This window comes from Dokdonella ginsengisoli (genome assembly GCF_042652785.1).
In the GTDB taxonomy this organism is placed as follows: Bacteria; Pseudomonadota; Gammaproteobacteria; order Xanthomonadales; family Rhodanobacteraceae; genus Dokdonella_A; species Dokdonella_A ginsengisoli.
The window spans coordinates 257797-276402 of record NZ_JBHSHD010000003.1 but is presented as its reverse complement, the minus strand read 5'-3'; the positions used below and the strand labels follow the sequence as shown (position 1 = coordinate 276402).

Sequence of the window (18606 nt, the reverse complement as noted above, 5' to 3'; positions counted from 1 at the left end):
CGAGGAGCGAAGCGAACCGCACATGAGCCCCGATTCCAATCCCTATCGGAAGGATTTCCCGATCCTGGCGCGCCGCGTCCACGACAAGCCGCTGGTGTACTTCGACAACGCGAACACGGCGCAGAAGCCGACCGCGGTGATCGAGGCGGTCGACCGCTTCTATCGTGAGACCAACGCAAACGTCGCGCGCGCCGTGCACTCGCTCGGCGAAGCCGCCACCTCGGCCTACGAGGGCGCGCGCGACAAGCTCGCGCGCTTCATCAACGCGAACACGCGCGATGAAGTGATCTTCACCGGCGGCACCACCCAGGCCATCAACACGGTCGCCTACAGCTACGCGCTGCCGCGGCTGCAGCCCGGCGACGAGATCCTCGTCACCACGATGGAGCACCACGCCAACATCGTGCCCTGGCAGCTGGTCGCGGCGCGCGCCGGCGCGAAGGTGATCCCGGCGCCGATCACGCCCTCCGGCGAGCTGATCGTCGAGGAGTTCGTCGCGCGCCTGAATCCGCGCGTGAAGCTGGCCGGCGTGACCCACGTGTCGAACGTGCTCGGCACGATCAACCCGGTGCGCGAGCTGGCCAAGGCCTGCCGCGCGCGCGGCATCCCGCTGCTGGTCGACGGCTCGCAGGCGGCGCCGCACCTGCCGGTCGACGTGCAGGCGCTGGGCTGCGACTTCTATGCGCTGACCGGGCACAAGCTGTTCGGCCCGACCGGCACCGGCCTGCTGTGGGCGCGCCGCGAGCTGCTCGCGGCGATGCCACCGTTCTTCGGCGGCGGCGAGATGATCCGCACGGTCAGCTTCGACGGCACCACGTTCGCCGATCCGCCGCACCGCTTCGAGGCCGGCACGCCGAACATCGCCGGCTTCGTCGGCCTCGGTGCGGCGGTGGACTACGTGAACCGCGTCGGCCTCGACACGATCGGCGCGATGGAGCGCGAGTTGGGCGCCTACATGACCGATGCGTTGAAGTCGGTGCCCGGCCTGCGCCTGTTCGGCGAGGCAAAGGAAAAGGCCGCGGTGTTCTCGTTCCTGATCGACGGCGTGCACGCGCACGATCTTGCGACCCTGCTCGACCACGAGGGCGTCGCCGTGCGTTCCGGCCACCACTGCGCGCATCCGCTGATGCAGTTCTATGGCGTGCCGGCCACCGCCCGCGCCTCGCTCGCGTTCTACAACACGCGCGAGGAAATCGACTTCTTCGTCGCCGCCATCGCGCGGGTGCGCAAACTGCTGGGATAATCCGTGCCGATCCTCCCCGACGCCGGAAACCGGATGGCCGCCGTCCGCGGCCGCGCCCGCCGATGAATCCCCTGTACGCGCCGCTGGTGCTCGAGCACTACCGCAGCCCGCGCGGGCGCGGTGCGCTCGCCGGCTGCACGCACGCCGCCGACGGCGTCAATCCGCTGTGCGGCGATTCGCTGCGCATCGAGCTGCGCTGCCTCGACGGGCGCGTGGCCGGGTTCGCCTTTTCCGGCGAGGCCTGCGCGATCACGACGGCGACCGCGTCGATGCTCGGCGAGCTGCTGCCGGGACTGACCCCTGCGGAAGTGGACGCGCTGGCGCAACGCTTCGCGCGGCTGGTCGAGTACGCCGACGACGATCCGGCGCTCGGCCCGCTGAACGCGATGCGCGCCCTGCGCGATCATCCGGCGCGGCGCAAGTGCGCCCTGCTGCCGTGGGCGACGCTGCAGGCGGCGCTGGCCGGCCGCGCCAGAACCAGTACCGAGCCGGAGTCCGCATGAACGCAGCTGCCCCCACGATCGCTTTCCGCCCGGCCGCCGCCGGTGACGTCGCGGCGATCGTCGCCCTGGTCGAATCGGCCTACCGCGGCGACGCCAGCAAGCAGGGCTGGACCACCGAAGCCGACATGCTCGACGGCCAGCGCACCGATCCGCAGGGCGTCGCCGACCTGATCGGCCGGAGCGGCTGCACGATCCTGCTCGGCGAATCCGCGGACGGGTTGCTGGCCTGCGCGCAGGTCGAGGCGATCGCCGGCGAGGACGGCACCAGCACCGGTTATTTCGGCATGTTCTCGGTGCGGCCGAACCTGCAGGGCGGCGGCATCGGCCGCGCGATGCTGGCCGAGGCCGAGCGCATCGCGCGCGAGCAGTGGGGCTGCGCGACGATGCAGATGACCGTGATCACGATCCGCGACGAGCTGATCGCCTGGTACGAGCGGCGCGGCTACCGCCGCACCGGCCGCTACAAGCCGTTCCCGTACGGCGACGAGCGGTTCGGCGTTCCCAAGCGCGACGATCTGCGCTTCGAGGTGCTGGAGAAGGCGCTGTGAGCGGCTGGGTGCGCGTGTGCGAGCGCTCGGAACTGCTGCCCGGCGAATACCGCAACGTCTACGCCGGCGACACGCCGATCGCGGTGTTCAACGTCGACGGCGAGCTGTACGCGCTGGAAGACGTCTGCACGCATGACGGCGGCGAGCTGACCGGCGGCCTCGTCGATGGCCGCGAAATCGAATGCCCGCGCCACGGCGCGCGCTTCGACATCACGACCGGCGCCGTGCTGTGTCCGCCGGCGTACGAGCCGGTGGCGAAATTTCCGGTGAAGCTCGAGGACGGCGTCGTCTACACGCGCGACGATCGCTGGGACTGAACCTCGTCCTTTCGGGCGGACGGCAGGACCGCTCCGATCCTTCGCCGAGCGCGGCTCCGTCTGGCGGGATCCGGCTCCGTTCGGCGTATTCCCTCGTGAAATCACAGGGCGGACGCGGATCCGCGGAGGGAACGTGCGATGGCATCGCCCAATGTTCTTCGTGGCCGCCGGCCTCTCGCGGAAGGCGTGCGAGTCTTCCTCGCCGCCTGCGTGGCTTGCGCCACCGTCGGCACGGCCGACGCGCAGAGCTGCGCCGCGCCGCAGCCGTTGCCGCAGGGCGGGTCGACCTCGGCTGACACGTGCGTGGGCATCCGCGAGGCGGACACGCTGTGCGCCGGCGCATTCGACAATCCCGGGCCCAACACCGTGTTTTCGTTTTTCCTGAGCGTCCCCTACCACGGCGAGTTCCAGCTGGCGTCGCACACGATCGGATTCGTTCCGGTGATGTACCTGTCCAGCAGCGCCGAGCCCTGCGACATCGCTGCCTGCGTGGCGTCGGGCGGGATCGGCACGCCGCTGCCGGTCGACGGTCTTGCCGTCGGTGCGTACCGGCTGATCGTCGGCGCCGCTTCGGATGCGCCGTCCGGTTCCTGCGGCGTGTTCACCCTGAGCTACGACCTCACGGCGCAGGAGCCGATCTTCGCCGACGGCTTCGACGCTTCCTGAGCGCCGTCGTCAGGCGGCCGGAAAGCGCAGCGTCACGCGCAGGCCGCGACCGTCGCGGCCACGGTCGAAGGCGACGCTGGCGTGATGCCGTTCGGCGATGCGCCGGACGATCGCCAGGCCCAGTCCGGAGCCTTCGCGCCGGCTGTCGGGCGGGCGGAAGAAGCGTTCGCCCAGGCGCGGCCACCATTCCTCGGCCACGCCCGGGCCCGAATCGTCGACCGCGAGCACGATCGTGGAGGACTCGCGCTGCAGCGAGATCGTGGCGGTGCCGTTCGCGCCAGCGTAGGTCAGGGCGTTGTCGACGAGGTTGACCAGCGCTTCGCGCAGCATCACCGCGTCGCCGCCGACCAGCAGTCCTTCCGAGGGGCCCTCGTAGCCGAGATCGACGCGCGCGGCGAGCGCGTCCGGCACGCGTTCGCCGGCGTAGCTGCGCGCCAGGCGTGCGAGATCGACGGCGCAGGTGGCGGCGTCGTCCTCGTTGGAAGTCTGCGCGCGTGCCAGCGCGAGCAGCTGTCCGGCCGCGCGGCCGGCGCCGGCGGACAGGCGTTCGACGTGGGCGAGCGCGTCGCGCACGCTGTCCGGGCGCGGATCGGCCAGCGCGCGCTCGGCCTGCAGCCGCAGCCCGGCCAGCGGCGTGCGCAGCTGGTGCGCGGCGTCGGCGATGAAGCGTTCCTGCAGGTCGAGCAGTTCGCGCAGGCGCACGAACAGCGCGTCGATGGTGCGCGTCAGCGGGCGGATCTCGACCGGCACCTGGCTCTGGTCCAGCGCCGACAGGTCACGCGCGCGGCGCTGCGCGATCTGCTGCGTCAGCGGATCGAGCAGGCGCAGGCCGCGGCTGACGCCGAACCAGACCAGCACCAGCACGATCAGGATCAGCAGCAGCACCACCGGCGAGGTGCCGATCAGGATCTCGCGCGCCAGTTCGCGCCGCTGGTCGAGCGATTCGGCGATCGACATGACGATGGTGTCGGCCGGGTCGTGCTGCGCGATCGCCAGCGACGCCATGCGCAGCTCGCGCCCGTCGTGCACGATCGAGTCGAGCTGCGGCGCCGCGCCGGCTGCGGGCAGCGCCGCCGGCAGCGGCAGGTCGAGGTTGGAGGCGAGCACGCCGTGGTGCAGGCTGCGCACCGAGTAGTACGTCGGATTGTCGGTGTCGTACTCGATCAGCACGCGCACCTGCGGGCTCAGTTCCTCGCGCCCGGCGCCGCTGCGCGTCATGCGCTCGAGCATCTGCGCGCCTTCGATCAGCGAGCGGTCGTAGTTCACGTTCGCGTAGTACAGCGCCAGCCCGTAGATCAGCGCGCCGCTGCCGAGCCAGGCCAGCACCATCGGCACCGCCAGGATCGTCAGCAGGCGCCGGCGCAGGCTGACCGGACGGCTAGCGCGCATCGTCCGTAGCGCGCGCGGTGCGGTGTCTAGGCGTCATCGTCGGCTTCCAGCAGATAGCCCAGGCCGCGCACGGTGCGGATGCGCACGTCGCTGCCTTCGAGCTTGCGGCGCAGGCGGTAGACGGCGATGTCCAGGCCGTTGTCGGTCAGCGTGGTGTCCCAGGTGCACAGCGCGTCGATCAGCTGTTCGCGGCTCATCACGCGGTCGAGCCGCGCGGCGAGCGCCTCGAGCAGGCCGAACTCGCGCGGCGTCAGTTCCAGCGGCTCGTCGCCGACGTGGGCGCGGCGGCGCGGCAGGTCGATGCGCAGGCGGCCGATCTGCAGCTCCGGCACGCCCTGCGTGGTCCGGCGGCGCAGCAGCGCACGCACGCGCGCCTCGAACTCGCGCAGCGCGAACGGCTTGACGAGATAGTCGTCGGCGCCGAGGTCGAGCGCGTGCACGCGCTCCTCCAGCGCCTCGCGCGCGGTCGCCACCAGCACCGGCACGGCGTCCGCGCGCAGGCGCAGGCGGCGCAGCAGCTCGATGCCGTCGACGTCGGGCAGGCCGAGGTCGAGCACGATCAGGTCGTAGGGATGGTCGCGCAGCGCGGCATCGGCGAGGCGGCCGCTGGCGAGACGGTCGACCGCATGGCCGGCGTTCGTCAGCGCCGCTCCGATCGCGTCGGCGATCGCGGCTTCGTCTTCGATGACCAGTACGCGCACGGCCGCATTCTAATCGCACGGCGCGCCGTCGCGCGCCGCAGCTTGCGGCCGGCCGCGGCCGCGGCGGACCATGGGGCATCGCCCCCCGGAGCCGACCATGACCGATGCCAACCTTTCCGAATACCTGGTGCTGTCGCGCGGCCAGTGGGACGCGGACAAGTCGCCGCAGGAGATCCAGCGCGCGATCGACGCGTTCTACGACTGGCACGACGAGCTGGTCGCGGCCGGCCGCATGCGTACGGGACAGCGGCTCGCGCGCGAGGGACGGCGCGTGTCGCGCGCCGGCATCGTCGACGGCCCGTTCACCGAGGCCAGGGAAATCATCGGCGGCTACTGGTTCTTCCTCGCCGCCAGCCTCGACGAGGCGGCGGATCTCGCCGCGCGGAATCCGTGCATGGCCTGCGGGCTGAGCTTCGACGTGCGTCCGATCGAGACCGAACGCGCCAGCGCGTACCGGCCGGGCAACGAAACGCCCGATTCGGGCGGATGAGCCGGGTTGCGTGCTTGCCGTTTTTATTGAGAGTGATTCTCATTTGTGATGTAATCCGGGCGATTGAGGCGAAGGCCGGCAGCGGTCTCGCCCCCGCATCGCGAAACCAGGCGCTGCGGTCGGCATCGTCGAAGAGGAAGGCATGACGGAAGCGGCGCGATTCGAGCGGAAGCCCGATCCGAAAGTGCTCGATCCAAGACGGCGCGCCTACTGGCTGAAGACGCTGCACCAGTGGCACTGGATCAGCTCGGCCATGTGCCTGGTCGCGCTGGTGCTGTTCAGCGTCACCGGGTTCACGCTCAACCACGCGCGGCAGATCGAAGGCAAGCCGACGGTCAGCGCGCGCGAAGGACAGCTGCCGGCCGACCTGCTCGCGCGCATGGCGGACGGCGCCGACCGCAAGGACGCACCGCTGCCGCCGCCGCTGCGCGAGTGGATCGCGCGCGAACTCGGCGTCGAGGTCGGCGTACGCGCGGCGGAATGGTCGGACGGCGAAGCCTACGTGTCGATGCCGCGGCCGGGCGGCGACGCCTGGCTCAGCGTCGACCTGGACAGCGGCAAGGTGCAGTACGAGAAGACCGACCGCGGCTGGATCTCGTACTTCAACGACCTGCACAAGGGACGCAACGCAGGGACGCTGTGGAGCTGGTTCATCGACCTGTTCGCGCTGGCCAGCCTGGTGTTCGCGCTGACCGGCCTGTTCCTGCTCTGGCTGCACGGAAGGCAGCGCCCGATGACGTGGCCGATCGTCGCGCTGGGCCTGCTGCTGCCGCTGCTGATCGCACTGCTTTTCATCCATTGACGAGGTCGTTCATGCGTGCATCCATCCTCATCGCCGCTCTCGCGCTCGCCGCGCCGTCGGCGTTCGCGGCCACGGCCCAGGTCACGGTCGAGATTCCGCGAATGGACGTGTCCGAGTACCACCGTCCCTACGTCGCCGTCTGGATCGAGCGCGAGGACCGCAGCGTCGCGGCGAACCTCGCCGTCTGGTACCAGAACAAGGACGGCAAGGACGCCAAGTCCGGCAAGTCCGAGCCGGGCACGAAATGGCTGGCCGACCTGCGCCAATGGTGGCGCCGCAGCGGTCGCGAGCAGACCCTGCCGATCGACGGCGTCAGCGGCGCGACGCGCCCGGCGGGGCAGCACCAGCTGAGCTTTTCCGGCGACAAGCCGCCGCTGGCCGGGCTCGCCGCGGGCAAGTACAAGCTCGTCGTCGAGGCCGCGCGCGAGGTCGGCGGCCACGAGATCGTCAGCATCCCGTTCGACTGGCCGCCGCAGGCGCCGCAACACCTTTCCGCACAAGGCGAGCACGAGCTCGGCGCGCTGCGTTTCGATCTCAATCCCTGATCAGGAGCCATTCCATGAAAGCGATGACGAAGTGGAGCGCGCTCGCGCTCGCCGCCTGCCTGCCCGTGGCCGCCTCGGCGCACAAGGCGTTCCTGGTGCCGTCGACGACGGTGCTCTCCGACGGCGACGATGCGTGGATCACGGTCGACGCGGCCGCCTCCAACGACCTGTTCAACTTCAACCACCGGCCGCTGCCGCTGGACAACCTCGTCGTGACCGGCCCGGACGGCGCCAGGGTCGAGGCCGAGCACGTCGCCAAGGGCGAGGTGCGCAGCTCGTTCGACGTGCACCTGACCAAGCCCGGCACGTACCGGGTCGCGCTGGCCAACAGCGGCGTGACCGCCAGCTATCTCGACGCCAAGGGCGAGAAGAAGCGCTGGCGCGGCAGCGTCGACAAGCTCGGCGAGATTCCGGCCGACGCGAAGGACCTGGAGATCGCGCAGTACGACTCCGCCGTCGCCACGTTCGTCACGCTGGGCAAGCCCAGCGACGGCGTGCTCAAGCCGGCCGGGCAGGGGCTGGAGCTGGTGCCGCTCTCGCATCCGAACGACCTCTACGCCGGCGAAGCGGCGAAGTTCCGCTTCCTGCTCGACGGCAAGCCGGCGAAGGATCTCAAGGTGACCCTGCTCGCCGGCGGCACGCGCTACCGCAACAAGCAGGACGAGATCGTCGCCACCACCGACGCCAACGGCGAGTTCTCGGTGACCTGGCCGGCGCCGGGACTGTACTGGCTCAACACCTCGCTCGAAGGCCAGAAGCCGACCGTGGCCAAGGCCAAGGACCGTCGCCTGGGCTACACGGCGACCTTGGAAGTGCTGCCGCAGTAAACCTCGCTCGATGATTCTTGCGTTCCGGCGCTCGGGGATTTCAAGAAAGCCATTGCTCGCACAGACGCACAGACGCACAGAGGAGCAAAAGCTTTTCCCTCTGCGTCTGTGCGCCCCTGCGGGAAACGCTTTCTTCTTCACCGCCGCCCATCGCTGGCTGCTGTGCGCGTCGATCCTTCTCGGCCTCGTCGGCTGCGCCGCGCCGCGCGTGACCACGCTGAGCGGGCCGACCATGGGCACGACCTGGACGGTCAAGCTGGTCGCGCCGCGCGACGCCGACGTGGCGCGCCTGCAGCGCGGCATCCAGGCCGAGGTCGACCGCGTCGTCGCACAGATGAGCACGTACGAGGCGGATTCCGACCTCAGCCGCTTCAACCGCGCGCCGGCCGGAACCTGGCAGGAACTGCCGCCGGAGTTCTTCGACGTGCTCGACCACGCGCTGGCGCTGGCGCACGACAGCGGCGGCGCCTACGACCCGACCGTCGGCCCGCTGGTGAACCTGTGGGGTTTCGGCCCCGGCGCGCGCGAACACAAGGTTCCGGCCGACGCCGACATCCAGGCCGCGCGCGCGCGCCTGGGCTGGGACCGCATCCGCCTGGACCGCGAGCGTCGCCGCGCGCTGCAGCCGGGCGGCGTCTACGTCGATCTTTCCGCCATCGCCAAGGGTTTCGGCACCGATCAGGTCGCGCGCTATCTCGAGCGCGACGGCGTGCAGGACTACCTCGTGGACATCAGCGGCGAACTGCGCGCGCACGGCACGCGGCCGGGCGGGGCACCGTGGCAGGTAGCGATAGAGAAGCCCGGCGCCGCTTCCGGTGCGGTCGAGCGCGGCGACCAGGTCTGGCGCGTGCTCGCGCTGAAGGACCGTTCGATCGCGACGTCGGGTGACTACCGCCACTTCTTCGAGGACGCCGGGCGCAGCTATTCGCACCACATCGATCCGCGCACCGGCCGGCCGGTGGAGCATCGCATCGCCTCGGTGACCACCGTCGCCGGCGACTGCATGGACGCCGACGCGATGGGCACCACGATCATGGTGCTCGGTGCCGAGGCCGGGCTGGCCTTCGCCGAACGCCGCGGCGCGGCCGTGCTGATCCTGCTGCACGACGGCGACGGTTTCGTCGAGCGTACGACGCCGGCCTTCGTCGCGCTGCTCGTCGAGGCGGCGCTGCCGCTGCCGCGCGAATGACGCGCGAATCCTCCGCCACGCCGTGGCGCGGCGCCGTGGTCCCGCTCGCCGTCGTCGGCGTGATCGCGCTCGGTCTGCTGCGCCTGCACGGCGGCTGGCCGGCGTGGAGCGATCCCGGGCCGCTGCGTCTGGGTGCGGCGGCGTTCGCGCTGCTCGCCTATGCCGGTTTCTGCCTCGCGCTGTGGCGCGTGCGCGTGGTGCGCGAGCGCAGGCTGGCCGCGACGCCGAACGACGATTGCGCGAGCGCGCTGCTGCTCGCCTACGCCAGCCAGACCGGCTATGCCGAGCAGCTCGCGCGGCGCACCGCGCAATCCCTGCGTGCGGGCGGCGTGGCGGTGCACCTGACCTCGCTGGCCACGCTGGACGCGGCCGCGCTGGCGCAGGCGAGGCTGGCGCTGTTCGTCGTCAGCACCACCGGCGAAGGCGATCCGCCCGACGGCGCCGCCGCGTTCGTGCGCGACGTGCTCGACCGCCCGGCCGCACTGGCCGGGCTGCGCTACGGCCTGCTCGCGCTGGGCGATCGCGAGTACCACAACTTCTGCGCGTTCGGCCGGCGCCTGGACGCCTGGCTGCGCGGCAGCGGCGCGCAGCCGCTGTTCGACGCGGTCGAGGTCGACGACGGCGACGACGGCGCGCTGCGCCACTGGCAGCGCGAAATCGGCGTCGTCGCCGGCCGCACGGACCTGCCGGACTGGCAGGAGCCGCGCTACGAGCCGTGGCGCCTGGTCGACCGGCGCCTGCTCAATCCCGGCAGCGCCGGCGGCGGCTGCTTCCATCTTGTGCTGCACCCGCCGCGCAAAACGCAGGCCGGCTGGCGCGCCGGCGACGTCGCCGAAATCGGGCCCTGCCATGCGCCGGACGAGGTCGCCGCGTGGTTGCGCGAGGCGGGACTCGACGGCGCGGCGACGGTCGACACCACGCACGGACGCGAAGCGCTGCGCGACGCGCTCGCGCGCAGCCGCCTGCCGGACCGCGCGGAAGTCGCCGGACGCGACGCGCAGGCGCTCGCCGCGCAGCTGGTGCCGCTGCCGCACCGCGAGTATTCGATCGCCTCGCTGCCCGCCGACGGCGCGATCCACCTGCTGGTGCGCCAGTTCCGCCGCGCCGACGGCCGCCTCGGTCTCGGCGCGGGCTGGCTGACCGAGCATGCGCGCGTCGGCGGGACGATCGCGCTGCGCATCCGCGCGAACGCGAATTTCCACGCCCCCGCCGACGCGCGCGGTTTGATCCTGATCGGCAACGGCACCGGCATCGCCGGTCTGCGCGCCTTGCTGAAGGAGCGCATCGCCGCCGGCGCGCGCCGCAACTGGCTGCTGTTCGGCGAGCGCAGCGCCGCCTGCGATTTCCACTACCGCGCGGAGATCGAGGCCTGGCGCGAAGGCGGCTGGATCGAACGGCTGGATACCGCCTTCTCGCGCGACCAGGCCGAGCGCATCTACGTACAACACCGCCTCGCCGCAGCTGCGGCAACGCTGCGCGAGTGGGTCGAAGGCGGCGCGGCGATCTACGTCTGCGGCAGCCTGGAAGGCATGGCGCCCGACGTGCACGCGGTGCTCGTCGAGGCGCTCGGCGAGGACACGGTCGAGCGCCTGCGCGTGGAGGGACGCTACCGCCGCGACGTGTACTGAAGCGCCCGCGCGGGTCGGCGCGAATCGACGGCTCGCGTCAGGTCTCGGCCCATTCGCGCAGCAGGTTGTGGTAAACGCCGGTCAGCTGCAGCACGGCGGCGGCATCGGCGCCGCCCTGCGTCAGGGTCTGGATCGAAGTGTCCAGTTCCAGCAGCAGGCGCCGCCGGCGATCGTCGCGGATCAGGCTCTGCACCCAGAAGAACGCGGCCAGGCGCGCGCCGCGCGTGACCGGGCGGACCTGGTGCAGGCTGCTCGACGGATAGACGATCAGGTCGCCGGCCGGCAGCTTGACCTCGTGCTCGCCGTAGGTGTCGCTGACGACGAGTTCGCCGCCGTCGTATTCGTCCGGCTCGCACAGGAACAGCGTGCACGACACGTCGCTGCGCATCTGCGCTCCGGTTCCGAGCGCCATCACCGAGCCGTCGACGTGGAAGCCGTAGTGGCCGCCGCCTTCGTAGCGGTTGAAGCGCGGCGGCAGCGTGCGCAGCGGCAGCACGGCGGCGTGGTAGAGCGGGTTGCGCGCGAGCGCCTCGAGCACCAGCGCGCCGAGTTCGCGGCGCACCGGCGAGGTTTCGGGAAGCTGCAGGTTGCGCTTGACGCGGGCGCCCTGCGCGCCGACGGTTTCCTTGCCGTCGGTCCATTGGGCACCGTCGAGCGCGTCGCGGAAGGTCTGGATCTGCGCGGCGTCGAGAACGCCGGGAATGTGCAGGAGCATGGATGCGGTCCGTCCGGAATGCGCTCATTCTCGCATTGCGGCGTCGACGCCGGGGAACCGGGAAGGGCGTGGAAACAGCGCTCCGGCAGAGCGGCGCCGGCCCTTCCGTGGGCCGGCGTCGCGGGGCAGGCGTGGATCAGAAGCGCAGGTTGGCGCTCAGCATCGCCGACACCGGCGCACCCGGCGTGTAGCGGAAGCCGCTCTTGTTGATCGCGGCCACGTAGTCCTTGTCGAACAGGTTGTAGACGTTGAGCTGGACGTTGAAGTTCGGCGTGACCGGGTAGCTGGCCATCGCGTCGACCACCCAGTAGGACTTGGTGAAGGGCGGCGTGCCGACCGCGCCGTCGGTGCCGCGCTTCATCTCGCCGGAGTAGCGCGCGCCGCCGCCAATGGTCAGCTTGAACGGCGTGACGTACGTGGTCCAGGCGGTGAACGCCTTGTCCGGCGTGTAGGCCAGGTCATCGGAGCCGTCCTGCGAAACGTTCGCACCCTTCTCGACGGTCGCGTCCATCGTCGTGAAGCCGGCGCTCACCGACCAGGCGTCGGTCAGCTTGCCGACCAGGCCGAGTTCGATGCCTTCGACGCGCTTCTTGCCGATCTGGTAGTAGAGCTGGTCGACCGGATCCTGCACGACCTCGTTGGTCACGTCGGTGCGATACAGCGCGGCGGTCAGGAACAGGCGCGAGTCGAGCAGCTCCCACTTCGTGCCCAGCTCGATCGTCTTGGCCTTCTGCGGATCGAAGATCGGGTTGTCCAGGCTGTTGGCCGAGCTGCTCAGCGCGAGGGCGTTGCCGCCCGGAGGCTGCTGCGACACCGCGTAGTTCAGGTAGATGCTGCCGTTGCTGGCCGGCTTGTACAGCAGGCCGACCTTCCAGTTGAACAGCGTGTCCGACTTGCTCGCATTGACGCCGGGGACGATCGTGCCGGCCGGCAGCGATCCGCAGGCCGGGCCGCCGCGGCCGCCGCAGGCGACCAGGCTGCTGAAGTCGGTCTCGTAGTGGTCCAAGCGCACGCCGGCGTTGAGCTGCCACTGTTCGTTGAAGGTGATCGTGTCGAACAGGTAGGCCGCCTGCGTGTCGGTCTGGCCGTCGCTCTTGGCGCCGGTGCGGCCGCGGATCAGGCCGCTCACGCGGTAGTCGGGGCGATATAGGTTCGCCGCCGGCCAGGTGCTGCCGTTCAGCGCGCCGATGCCGACCGTGGAGGCTTCCTCGCGGATGAATTCCAGGCCCGCGCTGAGGTCGTTGCCGACGCCGCCGAAGTCGGAGTGCACGCGCAGGTTGGTCTGGTTCGTGGCGATGCGGTTGGTCTGGTCCTTGAACGTCGGCAGGCTGCGCGCGATCGTCCAGGTCGACGGGTCGGTCAGGTCGGGCGTGATCCAGTTCGCCGCCGAGCCCATGAACGCGGTGAGCATGTAGTCCTGGTGCGTGCGGCCCCAGCGCGTGGTGTTCTGCAGCTTGATGTCGTCGCTGAAGTCGTGCTCGACGACCAGCGTGGCCATGTCGGTCTTGTTGTCGTCGTGATCGCTGCTGGTGCCGTAGAAGTTGCTCGAGTCGACCCGTCGCGCGTAGCCGAGTTCGGGCCGCGTCGGATCGGGCGTGGTGTAGCCGGGCAGGCCGATCGTCGGTACGCCGCCGTCGGGCACGTTGCTCTGCTTCACGTGCAGCAGGTTGAAGAACACGCGCGTGGGCGAGCCGAGGCCGAAGGCGAGCGAGGTGGCGATGCCCCAGCGGTCGTTCTCGATCTCGTCGCGGCCGGGCACGCCGCTGTCCTGCGCCATCACGTTGACGCGCAGCGCGGCGCCGTCGAGGTTGCCCAGGCGCTGGTTCCAGTCCGCCGTGAGGCGCTTGCGGTCGGAGCTGCCGTAGGACAGCGAGCCGGCGAGCAGGTCGTCGAGCATCGCGCGCTTGCTGACGAGGTTGACCGAGCCGGTCGGCGAGGTGCGGCCGTAGTCCGAGCCCGACGGCCCCTTCACGACCTCGATCTGGTCGATGTTGAACGTGTCGCGCGAGACGCTGCCCAGGTCGCGCACGCCGTCGACGAAGATGCTGCTGGAGCTGTCGAAGCCGCGCATGTTGATCGAGTCGCCGGTGGAGGTGTTGCCGTTCTCACCGACGTAGAAGGTGCCCACGCCGGCGCTGTTGCGCAGCGCTTCGGTCAGCGTGGTCGCGGCCTGGTCCTGGATCAGGTCGGACGGGATGATCTGCACCGATTGCGTGGTGTCGATCAGCGGCTTGACGAATTTCGCGCCGGCGGTCGTGTCGACCTTGTAGCCGATCGCCTGCTGGCCCTTCACCTCGACGGTGGGCAGGTTCTGCGTGGCGTCCGGATCCGGCCCGGCGTCCGGCGCGGCGGCGGATTCGGCGAGTGCGTTGCCGGCGATCGCCGGGAGGGCCAGGGCCAGGCTCGTGGCCAGCGCCGCGACCGACGCGCGGTGACGGGAACCGGGCTGTACCAGGTGCTTGCGACTCTTGATGTACGACATGGGACGTTGGATCTCCAAGTACGAAATGCGAAACGAAATTCCTCGACGGACGCTGCGGCCGGACACGGCTGCGGAGCGCTCGCGTACGTTCGATGCGTGCGGCCTTGGCGAAAGCTGGCTGGTGCGTTCCTGGCTTCGGTGGCGCGGCGGGAGAAATCCGCAGGTGGCGCGGCGCGGCACGGCGCCCGGATGCTGCGGAATGACCCCTTCAATTCTCGATAACTTAACACAAATGCGAATTATTCGCAATTCCGAGACGGGTCCGCCGATGGGGTCGGGAAGCGTGCAAGAAGGTGTCGGCGCGTGTTGCCTGCGGCGCGACCGCGCGCGGCGCGCGGATCAGTCGGCCGGCGAGAAGCGCGCCAGCACCAGCTCGCCGGCGCCGTCGAGCGCGATGCGGCCGGCGTCGGGCGCGTCGCGGAAGTCCAGGTACAGGCAGGCGCCGGCTTCGGCGTGCAGTTCTTCATCGCCGTCGCGTGCGTCGAGGTGGCCGGCGAGCACGTGGATCAGCCATTCCTCGCCGGGTTCAGCGAAGACCAGCATCGAGCCGGCGAGCGGCCGCGCGACGACTTCGGCGCGCACCGCGCCGCGGCGCGCCATCACGTTGAAGTCGCGCGTCGGGCCAGCGATCAGGCGGCAGTCCACGCGCGCCTCGCCGGCGAAGCGCACGCGTTCGAAACGCTGCGTCAGGCGCTTCGGTGCGGCGCCGTCGACGTCCAGCTCGATGCCCTCGCCGTCGAGCAGGATCAGGTCGCGCTCGACGCCGGGAAACACCGAGAAGGGGCCGTCGCTCTCGATCTCGGCGATGCTCGCGCGCCAGCGGAAATCGTCCGCGCCGGCGGGATCGCGCGCCAGTTCGGTGGTCCAGCCGCCGTCGTTCTTCCAGCGCACGCGGCGGCTTTCGCTGGCGTCGATCAGGCGCATCAGCCGTCCGTTTCGGGCGGATGGTAGATGTAGACGAGGGTGGCGCTGCCGAGGAAGTCGATGGTCGTCGCCTGGCGCCCGCCGAGGCGGCGCGCGACGCGTTCCGAGGCGGTGTTCTCGATGCGGATCAGGCTGACCACGCGCAGCGCCTTGACCTGCGCGAAGGCGAAGTCGAGCGCGGCGCGCGCGGCTTCGGTGGCGTAGCCGCGGTGCTGGTGGTCCGGCATCAGCATCCAGCCCAGTTCCAGATCGGGCCAGCCTTCCGGGTGGTGCAGGCCGACGCGGCCGACGAACTCGCCGCTGTCCTTCAGCTCCACCGCCCACATGCCGTAGCCGCGCAGCGCCCAGTGACCGAGCAGCATCGCCATCGAGCGCCACGCGTTCATGCGGTCGAGCGGATGGCCGTCGCCGACGAAGCGCGTGCTGGCGGGATCGCCGAGCATCGAGGCGTAGGCCTCGAAATGGCGGTTGCCGAACGCGGTCAGGCGCAGGCGGTCGGTTTCGAGCGTGGGAATTTCGATCATGGCGGAAATCAGAGCAGCGCGGCGAGCGCGTGCGTGGAGGCGCGCAGGCTTTCGGCCCAGGTGTAGCCGACGATGCGCTCGCCGCTGAGCGCGTCGCGGAAATCCTCTTCCTGGCCCGGCGCCAGCAGATGGCGGTAGTCGACGGTGATCTCGGTGCCGGGCGCGAGGTCGGCCGCGGCGAACACGAAGCCCAGATGCCACAGCGCGGTCGGCGCGAACGCGTGGTTGATGTAGCACTCGTCCGGCCATTCCGGCGTGACCGTGTAGCGGTCCTCGAACCAGCGCACGGTGGCGGGCAGCAGCTGCGCGGCGTCGGGGCGGGCGAGGATGTCGTCGAAGGCGTGCACGTCCGGAATCGCGTCCGGCGCGGTGATCACGCGGCCACGCGCGACCGGCTCGTCGAGAAACAAGCCTTTCCCTGCGCCCGCGATCAACGACGGGCCGATGTGGTAGCGGGGAAGAATCATGCGCGCGGACCGCCGTTCGGCGGGCGGCGAGTCTAGCACGGGCGCCCGCGGCGCCTGCCCCTGCGGCGGCATGCCGCAGGGCGGGAAAGCGCGCTACTGCGACGCGGCCGGCCGCACCCCGGCACTGCCGCCGCCATCGGCCGGCGGTTCGCCGCCGTCGTCCGGATCGATGACGACGATGGCGTCGCGATTGGCGGCGATCGTCTTGGCGCCGATGCCCTTGACCTTGGCCAGCTCGTCGATGCTGCGGAACGGGCCGTGCGCGTCGCGGTAGGCGACGATCGCCTCGGCCTTGGTCAGGCCGACGCCGGTCATGGCTTCGGCCAGCATCTTGGCGTCGGCGCGGTTGAGATCGACCTGCGCCCAGGCCAGCGCGGGCAGGGCGAGCAGGAGCAGGAACAGCAGCAGCTTTTTCGGCATGGACGTGCGGCGCATTTCGGATCGGGCGCGGGCTGGCGCGAATGGCCGGCAGTCTAGGATCGCCGCCGCGGCCCCGGCAGAGGCGTGTGTCGCGAACCGGTGTAGGAAAGACGCTCGCCGGCGTGTAGGAAATTTCCTACACGCGGTGGCCCCGGCCGCCTGCGAACGCGCCGGGCGACACCGCCGGCGCGGCCCCGCATCGCGGTCCGCCGGCGCGGCGGATGGCTCGATCCGCTACGATGCGCGGCTTGCGTGGCCTCGTCCGGCGGACAGGGCCTTCATGTCGAAAGGTGAAGCTATGGATTCCAACGCGCTCAGCAGTTTCGTCGGCGGCCTGTGGGACGGCCAGATCGTTCCGCAGTTGACCGAATACATCAAGATTCCGAACAAGTCGCCGATGTTCGACGCCGACTGGGCCAGGCACGGCTACATGGACCAGGCGGTCGCGCTGATGGAGGCGTGGGCGAAGGCGCAGCCGATTGCGGGCATGCAGGTCGAGGTGGTGCGCCTGCCCGGTCGCACGCCTCTCATCTTTATCGAAATCCCCGGCCAGGGCGAGGACACCGTGCTGCTCTACGGCCACCTCGACAAGCAGCCGGAGATGACCGGCTGGTCGGCGCACCTGGGCCCGTGGAAGCCGGTGCTCGAGGGCGACAAGCTGTACGGCCGCGGCGGCGCCGACGACGGCTACGCGATCTTCGGCTCGCTCGCCGCGATCCTCGCGCTGCAGGCGCAGGGCATCCCGCACGCGCGCTGCGTGGTCATGATCGAAGCCTGCGAGGAATCGGGCAGCTACGACCTGCCGTACTACGTCGACCATCTCGCCGCGCGCATCGGCAAGCCGTCGCTGATCGTGTGCCTCGACTCGGGTTGCGGCAACTACGACCAGCTCTGGCTGACGACCAGCCTGCGCGGCCTGACCGGCGGAAACTTAAGCGTGCAGGTGCTGGAGGAGGGCGTGCACTCGGGCGACGCGTCCGGCGTGGTCGCATCGAGCTTCCGCATCCTGCGCCGCATCCTGTCGCGGCTCGAGGACGAGGTCAGCGGCAAGATCCTGCCGCAGGAGCTGCACGTGGAGATCCCCGCGCAGCGCGTCGCGCAGGCCAGGCGCACGGCCGAGATCCTCGGCGATGCGGTGTACTCGAAGTTCCCGCTGGTCGACGGCCTGCAGCCGATGGACGCCGACCTGGCCGAACTGGTGCTCAACCGCACCTGGCGGCCGGCGCTGTCGATCACCGGCGTCGGCGGTCTGCCCTCGCTCGACTCGGCCGGCAACGTGCTGCGCCCCTACACCGCGGTGAAGCTTTCCCTGCGCGTGCCGCCGACGCTCAACGCGGGCAAGGCCGGCGAGTTCCTCAAGCGTCTGCTGGAGAGCGAGCCGCCGTACGGCGCCAAGGTCAAGTTCGATCTGGAGAAGGCCGGCAGCGGCTGGGAGGCGCCGGCACTGGCGCCGTGGCTGGAGCAGTCGGTCGACGCCGCGTCGCAGCGCTTCTTCGGCGCGCCGGTCGCCTACAACGGCGAGGGTGGCTCGATCCCGTTCATGGGCATGCTCGGTGAGAAGTTCCCCGGTGCGCAGTTCCTGATCACCGGTGTACTCGGTCCGCACTCCAACGCACACGGCCCGAACGAGTTCCTGCACATCCCCACCGGCAAGCGCATGTCGATGTGCGTCGCGCAGGTCGTCGCCGACCACTACGTTGCCAGCGGCCAGGGACTGACCAGCGGCGTGGCGGCATCGCATGCGCATACCGTCAAGGGCGGCGACGGCTGCTGCGACTGATCGCTGGATGTTCTCCCTCTCCCGCTTGTGGGAGAGGGGTGGAATGAGGGAAGGCTGGCGGGACTTTTCACGAGCGCCCTCACCCGCCGCGCACGGCGCGGCGACCTCTCCCGCGAGCGGGAGAGGTGGCAGCCTGCACGCTGCCGTTTCACGGATGGCGCGGCGCCCGTCCCATGCAGGCAGGCTTTTCTCCCTCTCCCGCCTGCGGGAGAGGGTTGGGGTGAGGGAAGGCTGGCGAGACTTTTCACGAGCGTCCCTCACCCGCCGCGCACAGCGCGGCGACCTCTCCCGCGAGCGGGAGAGGTGACAGCCTGCACGCTGCCGTTTCACGGATGACGCCACACCGTCCCGTGCAGGCAAGCCTTTCTCCCTCTCCCGCCTGCGGGGGAGGGTTGGGGTGAGGGAAGGCTGGCGAGACTTTTCACGAGCGTCCCTCACCCGCCGCG

General features: G+C 70.5%; 20 protein-coding genes. 12 read left to right on the top strand and 8 right to left on the bottom strand.

All coding sequences use genetic code 11. The annotated features are described in order from the left end of the window. The first annotated feature begins 22 nt into the window (after nucleotides 1–22). From ACFO6Q_RS03370 to ACFO6Q_RS03350, 5 genes are all read left to right on the top strand, one after another. Nucleotides 23–1243, top strand: a complete 1221-nt coding sequence (locus ACFO6Q_RS03370; RefSeq protein WP_380019105.1) for an aminotransferase class V-fold PLP-dependent enzyme — start codon at nucleotides 23–25, stop codon at nucleotides 1241–1243. 62 nt (nucleotides 1244–1305) lie between these two features. Further along, a complete protein-coding gene (gene sufU, locus ACFO6Q_RS03365) occupies nucleotides 1306–1746 on the top strand; it encodes a Fe-S cluster assembly sulfur transfer protein SufU (RefSeq protein ID WP_380019104.1) in 441 nt (146 codons plus the stop codon). Next, the gene (locus tag ACFO6Q_RS03360) at nucleotides 1743–2294 is read left to right on the top strand and encodes a GNAT family N-acetyltransferase (protein ID WP_380019103.1); all 552 of its coding nucleotides are present in this window, start codon (nucleotides 1743–1745) and stop codon (nucleotides 2292–2294) included. The genes sufU and ACFO6Q_RS03360 overlap by 4 nt, the downstream gene beginning before the upstream one ends. Further along, nucleotides 2291–2611 (top strand): non-heme iron oxygenase ferredoxin subunit, encoded by a 321-nt coding sequence (locus tag ACFO6Q_RS03355; RefSeq protein ID WP_380019102.1) that lies wholly within the window; start codon nucleotides 2291–2293, stop codon nucleotides 2609–2611. Before ACFO6Q_RS03360 ends, ACFO6Q_RS03355 begins: the two co-directional genes overlap by 4 nt. A 186-nt stretch (nucleotides 2612–2797) precedes the next feature. After that, the gene (locus ACFO6Q_RS03350) at nucleotides 2798–3277 is read left to right on the top strand and encodes a hypothetical protein (protein ID WP_380019101.1); all 480 of its coding nucleotides are present in this window, start codon (nucleotides 2798–2800) and stop codon (nucleotides 3275–3277) included. A gap of 9 nt (nucleotides 3278–3286) precedes the next feature. Here ACFO6Q_RS03350 and ACFO6Q_RS03345 read toward each other — a convergent pair whose 3' ends face one another. Both ACFO6Q_RS03345 and ACFO6Q_RS03340 read right to left on the bottom strand, forming a co-directional pair. Continuing rightward, complete coding sequence (locus ACFO6Q_RS03345; protein WP_380019100.1) at nucleotides 3287–4666, bottom strand: sensor histidine kinase; 1380 nt, start codon at nucleotides 4664–4666, stop codon at nucleotides 3287–3289. Between the two features lie 26 nt (nucleotides 4667–4692). Continuing rightward, the gene (locus tag ACFO6Q_RS03340) at nucleotides 4693–5367 is read right to left on the bottom strand and encodes a response regulator (protein WP_380019099.1); all 675 of its coding nucleotides are present in this window, start codon (nucleotides 5365–5367) and stop codon (nucleotides 4693–4695) included. A gap of 97 nt (nucleotides 5368–5464) precedes the next feature. Here ACFO6Q_RS03340 and ACFO6Q_RS03335 point away from each other — a divergent pair, with 97 nt between their 5' ends. From ACFO6Q_RS03335 to ACFO6Q_RS03310, 6 genes are all read left to right on the top strand, one after another. Then, nucleotides 5465–5857 carry a YciI family protein gene (locus ACFO6Q_RS03335; protein ID WP_380019098.1) on the top strand — a complete coding sequence of 131 codons (393 nt, stop codon included), beginning with the start codon at nucleotides 5465–5467 and terminating at the stop codon, nucleotides 5855–5857. A gap of 142 nt (nucleotides 5858–5999) precedes the next feature. Further along, complete coding sequence (locus tag ACFO6Q_RS03330; protein ID WP_380019097.1) at nucleotides 6000–6659, top strand: PepSY-associated TM helix domain-containing protein; 660 nt, start codon at nucleotides 6000–6002, stop codon at nucleotides 6657–6659. An 11-nt stretch (nucleotides 6660–6670) separates the two neighbouring features. After that, on the top strand, nucleotides 6671–7204 hold the full coding sequence (locus tag ACFO6Q_RS03325) for a DUF2271 domain-containing protein (protein ID WP_380019095.1): 534 nt from the start codon (nucleotides 6671–6673) through the stop codon (nucleotides 7202–7204). Nucleotides 7205–7227: 23 nt separating this feature from the next. Beyond that, on the top strand, nucleotides 7228–8031 hold the full coding sequence (locus ACFO6Q_RS03320; protein WP_380019294.1) for a DUF4198 domain-containing protein: 804 nt from the start codon (nucleotides 7228–7230) through the stop codon (nucleotides 8029–8031). A gap of 208 nt (nucleotides 8032–8239) precedes the next feature. Continuing rightward, complete coding sequence (locus ACFO6Q_RS03315) at nucleotides 8240–9220, top strand: FAD:protein FMN transferase (protein WP_380019094.1); 981 nt, start codon at nucleotides 8240–8242, stop codon at nucleotides 9218–9220. Next, nucleotides 9217–10848 carry a sulfite reductase subunit alpha gene (locus tag ACFO6Q_RS03310; RefSeq protein WP_380019093.1) on the top strand — a complete coding sequence of 544 codons (1632 nt, stop codon included), beginning with the start codon at nucleotides 9217–9219 and terminating at the stop codon, nucleotides 10846–10848. The genes ACFO6Q_RS03315 and ACFO6Q_RS03310 overlap by 4 nt, the downstream gene beginning before the upstream one ends. 37 nt (nucleotides 10849–10885) lie before the next feature. Here the strand turns inward: ACFO6Q_RS03310 and ACFO6Q_RS03305 are convergent, their stop codons facing one another. The 6 genes from ACFO6Q_RS03305 to ACFO6Q_RS03280 form a co-directional block, all read right to left on the bottom strand. Further along, entirely contained in the window at nucleotides 10886–11563 is a 678-nt protein-coding gene (locus tag ACFO6Q_RS03305; RefSeq protein WP_380019092.1) for a Fe2+-dependent dioxygenase, read from the bottom strand. A gap of 136 nt (nucleotides 11564–11699) precedes the next feature. Continuing rightward, nucleotides 11700–14045, bottom strand: a complete 2346-nt coding sequence (locus ACFO6Q_RS03300) for a catecholate siderophore receptor Fiu (RefSeq protein WP_380019091.1) — start codon at nucleotides 14043–14045, stop codon at nucleotides 11700–11702. Nucleotides 14046–14384: 339 nt separating this feature from the next. Then, nucleotides 14385–14969 (bottom strand): HutD/Ves family protein, encoded by a 585-nt coding sequence (locus ACFO6Q_RS03295; protein WP_380019090.1) that lies wholly within the window; start codon nucleotides 14967–14969, stop codon nucleotides 14385–14387. Continuing rightward, the gene (locus tag ACFO6Q_RS03290; protein ID WP_380019089.1) at nucleotides 14969–15493 is read right to left on the bottom strand and encodes a GNAT family N-acetyltransferase; all 525 of its coding nucleotides are present in this window, start codon (nucleotides 15491–15493) and stop codon (nucleotides 14969–14971) included. The genes ACFO6Q_RS03295 and ACFO6Q_RS03290 overlap by 1 nt, the downstream gene beginning before the upstream one ends. Nucleotides 15494–15501: 8 nt before the next feature. Then, nucleotides 15502–15960 carry an SET domain-containing protein gene (locus ACFO6Q_RS03285; protein WP_380019087.1) on the bottom strand — a complete coding sequence of 153 codons (459 nt, stop codon included), beginning with the start codon at nucleotides 15958–15960 and terminating at the stop codon, nucleotides 15502–15504. Between the two features lie 93 nt (nucleotides 15961–16053). Beyond that, entirely contained in the window at nucleotides 16054–16395 is a 342-nt protein-coding gene (locus ACFO6Q_RS03280; protein WP_380019086.1) for a ComEA family DNA-binding protein, read from the bottom strand. Between the two features lie 283 nt (nucleotides 16396–16678). Between ACFO6Q_RS03280 and ACFO6Q_RS03275 the strand changes: the two genes are divergently transcribed. Continuing rightward, a complete protein-coding gene (locus ACFO6Q_RS03275) occupies nucleotides 16679–18160 on the top strand; it encodes a M20 family metallopeptidase (RefSeq protein WP_380019085.1) in 1482 nt (493 codons plus the stop codon). Nucleotides 18161–18606 lie beyond the last annotated feature (446 nt).

Bases quoted from the DNA above. Each gene is read 5' to 3' on its own strand.
- ACFO6Q_RS03370 (WP_380019105.1), top strand. From the start codon at position 23: ATGAGCCCCGATTCCAATCCCTATCGGAAGGATTTCCCGATCCTGGCG.
- sufU (WP_380019104.1), top strand. From the start codon at position 1,306: ATGAATCCCCTGTACGCGCCGCTGGTGCTCGAGCACTACCGCAGCCCG.
- ACFO6Q_RS03360 (WP_380019103.1), top strand. From the start codon at position 1,743: ATGAACGCAGCTGCCCCCACGATCGCTTTCCGCCCGGCCGCCGCCGGT.
- ACFO6Q_RS03345 (WP_380019100.1), bottom strand. From the start codon at position 4,666: ATGCGCGCTAGCCGTCCGGTCAGCCTGCGCCGGCGCCTGCTGACGATC.
- ACFO6Q_RS03335 (WP_380019098.1), top strand. From the start codon at position 5,465: ATGACCGATGCCAACCTTTCCGAATACCTGGTGCTGTCGCGCGGCCAG.
- ACFO6Q_RS03330 (WP_380019097.1), top strand. From the start codon at position 6,000: ATGACGGAAGCGGCGCGATTCGAGCGGAAGCCCGATCCGAAAGTGCTC.
- ACFO6Q_RS03325 (WP_380019095.1), top strand. From the start codon at position 6,671: ATGCGTGCATCCATCCTCATCGCCGCTCTCGCGCTCGCCGCGCCGTCG.
- ACFO6Q_RS03320 (WP_380019294.1), top strand. From the start codon at position 7,228: ATGACGAAGTGGAGCGCGCTCGCGCTCGCCGCCTGCCTGCCCGTGGCC.
- ACFO6Q_RS03310 (WP_380019093.1), top strand. From the start codon at position 9,217: ATGACGCGCGAATCCTCCGCCACGCCGTGGCGCGGCGCCGTGGTCCCG.
- ACFO6Q_RS03305 (WP_380019092.1), bottom strand. From the start codon at position 11,563: ATGCTCCTGCACATTCCCGGCGTTCTCGACGCCGCGCAGATCCAGACC.
- ACFO6Q_RS03300 (WP_380019091.1), bottom strand. From the start codon at position 14,045: ATGTCGTACATCAAGAGTCGCAAGCACCTGGTACAGCCCGGTTCCCGT.
- ACFO6Q_RS03295 (WP_380019090.1), bottom strand. From the start codon at position 14,969: ATGCGCCTGATCGACGCCAGCGAAAGCCGCCGCGTGCGCTGGAAGAAC.
- ACFO6Q_RS03290 (WP_380019089.1), bottom strand. From the start codon at position 15,493: ATGATCGAAATTCCCACGCTCGAAACCGACCGCCTGCGCCTGACCGCG.
- ACFO6Q_RS03285 (WP_380019087.1), bottom strand. From the start codon at position 15,960: ATGATTCTTCCCCGCTACCACATCGGCCCGTCGTTGATCGCGGGCGCA.
- ACFO6Q_RS03280 (WP_380019086.1), bottom strand. From the start codon at position 16,395: ATGCGCCGCACGTCCATGCCGAAAAAGCTGCTGCTGTTCCTGCTCCTG.
- ACFO6Q_RS03275 (WP_380019085.1), top strand. From the start codon at position 16,679: ATGGATTCCAACGCGCTCAGCAGTTTCGTCGGCGGCCTGTGGGACGGC.